This is a genomic window from uncultured Microbacterium sp., assembly GCF_913776565.1.
GTDB lineage: Bacteria > Actinomycetota > Actinomycetes > Actinomycetales > Microbacteriaceae > Microbacterium.
The window spans coordinates 1-4,451 of record NZ_CAJYPF010000002.1 but is presented as its reverse complement, the minus strand read 5'-3'; the positions used below and the strand labels follow the sequence as shown (position 1 = coordinate 4,451).

The 4,451-nt window shown below is 71.6% G+C and carries 5 protein-coding genes; all 5 read right to left on the bottom strand.

The window, feature by feature from the left end; translation table 11 throughout:
- Positions 1–314: 314 nt before the first annotated feature.
- Positions 315–1,058, bottom strand: a complete 744-nt coding sequence (locus QZ433_RS00040; RefSeq protein WP_295779421.1) for an amino acid ABC transporter ATP-binding protein — start codon at positions 1,056–1,058, stop codon at positions 315–317.
- Entirely contained in the window at positions 1,055–1,921 is an 867-nt protein-coding gene (locus QZ433_RS00035; protein ID WP_295779420.1) for an amino acid ABC transporter permease, read from the bottom strand. The genes QZ433_RS00040 and QZ433_RS00035 overlap by 4 nt, the downstream gene beginning before the upstream one ends.
- A gap of 6 nt (positions 1,922–1,927) precedes the next feature.
- A complete protein-coding gene (locus tag QZ433_RS00030; protein WP_295779419.1) occupies positions 1,928–2,794 on the bottom strand; it encodes an ABC transporter substrate-binding protein in 867 nt (288 codons plus the stop codon).
- Positions 2,795–2,998: 204 nt separating this feature from the next.
- Entirely contained in the window at positions 2,999–3,442 is a 444-nt protein-coding gene (locus QZ433_RS00025; protein ID WP_295779418.1) for a cupin domain-containing protein, read from the bottom strand.
- A partial coding sequence (locus tag QZ433_RS00020; RefSeq protein WP_295779417.1) for an amidohydrolase family protein occupies positions 3,439–4,451 on the bottom strand: 1,013 nt, incomplete at its 5' end. The genes QZ433_RS00025 and QZ433_RS00020, both read right to left, overlap by 4 nt.

The window sequence follows — 4,451 nt, the reverse complement described above, 5'->3', positions numbered from 1 at the left end:
TCGCGGGTCTGCTGGCCCTCGGGCTGGGAGGCGTGCTGCTGATGCGTCGCCGCCGCGCGACCGTCTGATCCGCTGAGACGACCGTGGAGGGGGTCGACCCCTCCACGGTCCTGCGACACCGGATGCCGGATATTGGGGGCATCCGGTGTCGCGGCGTGCCCGGACGGATGCCGTATGCGATCCGTGAGGAACGCGTCGAGCCCCTCGCGGGGCGCGCAGAATCGGACGGTGATCGAATCAGACAGTCAGCCGTCCGCCGCTTTCGACGACCAGGACGCGGCGGTGATCCTCGGCTATAACTGAGGCGGCGCGCGCTACAGCGCGCCGCCGCGGCGTTCGCGCTCGAGGAACGCGACGGTGTCGGGATGCTGCGGGGCGTCGAGGATCTGCGCGGGCGTGCCCTGCTCGACGATCCGCCCGCCCTTCATGAACACGATGCGGTCGGCCACCTCGCGCGCGAATGACATCTCGTGCGTCGCCATGAGCATCGTCGAGCCGCGGTCGCGCAGCACCCGCACCAGGTCGAGCACCTCGCCGACCAGCTGCGGGTCGAGCGCCGACGTGATCTCGTCGAGAAGCAGCAGCTCGGGGTTCGTCATCACGGCGCGCACGATCGCGACGCGCTGCTGCTGACCACCCGACAGGCGGTCGGGGAACTCCCGGGCCTTGGCCCCCAGCCCCAGCTGCTCGAGCAGCTCGGTTCCACGGGCGTAGGCCTCGGGCTTCGGCATCCCGTGCACTTTGCGCGCGGCGAGCGTGACGTTGTCGATCACGCGCAGGTGGGGGAAGAGGTTGAAGTGCTGGAACACGACGCCGATGCGGGCCCGAGCGGCGTCGGGGTCGATCGTCGGGTCGGTGAGGTCGTCGCCGTTGAGCAGGATCTGCCCGTCGTCGACGCGCTCGATGAGGTTGATGGTGCGCAGCAGCGTCGATTTTCCCGACCCCGAGGCGCCGATGAGCACGACCACCTCGTGCTGCGCGAGCTCCAGGTCGATGCCGTCGAGCACCACGTGGTCGCCGAACGCCTTGCGGACGCTGCGGACGTCGAGCACGGTCATACGGTTCCGCCCATCTGTTCGCGCTTCGCCAGTCGCGCCGAGACGTAGTCGGTGAGGCGGATCATCGGCAACGCCATCGCCACGAACAGCAGGGCCGCCACGATGTACGGCGTGAAGTTGTACGCCTGAGCCGAGGCGATCTGCGCCGCGCGGACGGCATCCACCGCTCCGAGCACCGAGATGAGCCCCACGTCCTTCTGCAGCGAGACGAAGTCGTTCATGAGCGCCGGAACGACTTTGCGCACGCCCTGCGGGATCACGACGATCCGCAGGGTCTGCGCGTGACTGAGCCCGAGCGAACGGGCGGCGACGCGCTGCGAGGGGTGGACGGCTTCCATGCCCGCGCGCAGCACCTCGGCGATGTACGCCGAGTACGTCAGCACGATCGCGATCGTGCCCCACAGCACCACGGGCACGCGCCCGAAGACGCCGAGCGCGGGCAGCCCGAAGCCCACCAGGTACAGCACGATCAGCAGCGGGATGCCGCGGAACAGGTCGGTGTAGATCGTCGCGAGCGCGCGCAGGGGGAAGAACACCGGCCCCCGTAGCGAGCGCAGCACCGCGAGCGTCGTGCCGAGGATCGCGACCGCGATCGCCGCGACGAACAGCACCTGGATGTTGACCCACAGCCCCGCGAGGATCGACGGGAAGCTCGCGAGCGCGATCTCGGGGTCGAAGAACGCGCGGCGCACGTCCTCCCACCCGGGGCTCGACAGGATCGCCCAGCCCACGACGACGACGAACACGATCGAGCTGACCAGCGCGATCAGCACCGACTTCGTCGACTGCCGACGCCGCGTGGCGCGCCGACCGAGCTCGAGCTCGCTCGGCCGCCACACGGCCTCGGAGGGGATGGATGCCACGGGGTGTTACTTCAGCACGGGCGCGGCGTCGGTGCCACCGAGCCACTTCTGCTGCAGCTCATCGAGCGTGCCGTCGGCGCGCAGGGCGTCGACCGCATCGGAGACGGGCGTGGTGAGCGGCGAGCCCTTGGGCAGGACGAACGCGAGCTCGTCACCGCCGGCCGAGGAGTCGGGCAGCTGACCGACGACCTTGCCGTCGTCGAGCACGGCCCCGGCGAGGTAGAACGCGGTCGGCAGGTCGACCACGATCGCGTCGACCTGACCGGCCTGCAGGGCGGCGACCGCGTCGTCGTTGGAGTTGAAGACGCTGAGGTTGCCGGTGCCGAGCTGGTCGGCGGCGACCTGATAGCTGGTGGTCGCGCTCATGACGCCCACGGGGATGTTCTTGAGCTCGGCGACCGTGGTGGCCGAGGCGGCGGGCGACGATCCGGTCGCGACGATCGCCTGCGTGGTCGTGTAGTACGGCGACGAGAAGTCGACGGCCTGCTTGCGCTGCTCGGTGATCGAGAACTGCTGCAGGTTGAGGTCCCAGTCCTTCGAGCCGGGCGCGATGGCGCTGTCGAAGGTGCTGCGCACCCACACGACGTCGTCCTTCGAGAAGCCGAGCTTGGTCGCGACGGCGTCGGCCACCGCGGCCTCGAAGCCCTCGCCCGAGGCGGGGTCGTCGTTCTCGACCCAGGGCGAGAAGGCGGGCTCGCCCGTGGCGATGGTGAGCTTGCCGGCCGTGACGGTCTGCAGCGCTCCCTCGGTGGCGGGCGCGGCGCCGGCGTCGGAGCCGGTCGGCGCGAAGGCGCAGGCGGTGAGCGACACGACGGTGGCGGCAGCCACGGCGGTCAGGGCGGCGGCGCGGCGCAGGCGTGCGAAAGCGGTCACGATGTCTCCTCGTGGACGTATCGGGGTCATCCCCGGAGTGCTGTGATGTGCACAGCGTACCGGCGGCATGTTTCGGGGACGGTCGCGCGTGAAACCTGGCGACACGCGCGAAGACGGGGTTCGCGGGGCCTCGGGCGCGCGGCGGTCGGACGCCCTCGGCCGCGGGCCTACCTCAGCACGCCCCCGCCGCAGGCCCGTCCGCGCTCAGTCGGCCAGACGCCAGTCGTCGAAGCTGAAGCCCGGCGACACCAGGCAGCTCACCACGACCTCGGCGTCGCCCGCGGGACGTGCCGCCTGCCACACCCCCGCCGGTACGGTGTGCTGCAGCACGTGCCCGGCGGCGAGGTCGGGACCCAGCATGACGGTCCGAACCTCACCCGGGGCTTCGCCCGTTCCGCCCAGCGACAGCTCGAGCGCGCCGGGACCGTGCCACAGCCACACCTCGTCGCTCGTCACGACGTGCCACGCGCTGCGCTCGTCCGGCTGCAGCAGGTAATGGATGCAGGTCGCGGCGGGCCGCTCGCCCGCCGGGGTGTCTACGGCGTACGACCCCGTCCACGTGCGACGGAACCACCCGCCCTCGGGGTGCGGCTCGAGGTCGAGCAATCGGGCGGTCTGCGGACGGTCGGTGTCGGCTGGATCGGTCATGCGCGCACTCCTGTCTCACGGGTGAAAGCGGACGCGGCGAAGCGCGCCTCGCCGTCGATGAACGTCGCGGCCGCGGTCCCCGCCCCGGCCCCCACGAGGTGTTCGGTCGTGGCATCCACCTCCGACACCGGGATGTCGAAGAACGCCAGATCCGCCACGGCGCCCACCGCCAGATAGCCCGTGCGGGCGGGGCCGGTGTCGAGGCCCATCGCGTGCGCCCCGCCGAGAGTCGCCGCGCGCAGCAGCAGCTCGGGCAGGTCGCGGTTGACGTAGCCCTGCGCCCGCGCCAGCCGGTGCAGTTCGGCGACGTCGGCGAGCAGGTCGAGAGAGGGACTGGATGCCAGGGAGTCGGTGCCCACAGCGAGCGCATTGCCCTCGACGAGGTAGGCCGCCACCGGTGGCTCGTCGAGTCCGATCACCGCGTTCGACCGCGGGCACAGGGCGACGGTCGTGCCGCGGGCGCGCAGGATCGCCCGGTCGCGCGCCGTCATGTACACGCCGTGCGCGATGTGGCAGTCGGGGCCGAGCACACCGAGCTCGTCGACGAACTCGGTCGCCCCGGTGCCGAACCCCTCGTCGCGCAGGGCGCGGAAACTCGCGGGACGCTGCTTCTGCCACGGAACCGCCTCGCCGTGCTCACGCTCGAAGGCCGCCTCGCCCAGGTGCAGGTGCAGGCGGCTGCCCCGCTCGCGCACGATGTCGGGGATCTCGAGCAGGGGCTCGACGTCGAGCGAGTAGGGCGCGTGCGGCGACAGCCCGGTCCCCGGCGGAGACGGCAGCGCGTCGAGCCGGCCCTCGACCTCGGCGCGCCCCCGTTCGGCCCAGGCGGCGTTGGTCCAGCTCATCACCTCCCAGTACGTGATGCCGTGCAGCCGCGCGTCATGCAGCGCCGAGGCCGCCTCGACGTCGGTGACGATGTCGGCGACGGCGGTCGTGCCGGCGGCGATCATGCGGTCGGCGCCGATGGCGGCATCCCGAGCCCAGTCGTGACCCGCGCGGTAGACCGGGG

Coding starts and splice junctions, on each gene's coding strand:
- QZ433_RS00025 (WP_295779418.1), bottom strand. CDS start 3,442: ATGACCGATCCAGCCGACACCGACCGTCCGCAGACCGCCCGATTGCTC.
- QZ433_RS00040 (WP_295779421.1), bottom strand. CDS start 1,058: ATGACCGTGCTCGACGTCCGCAGCGTCCGCAAGGCGTTCGGCGACCAC.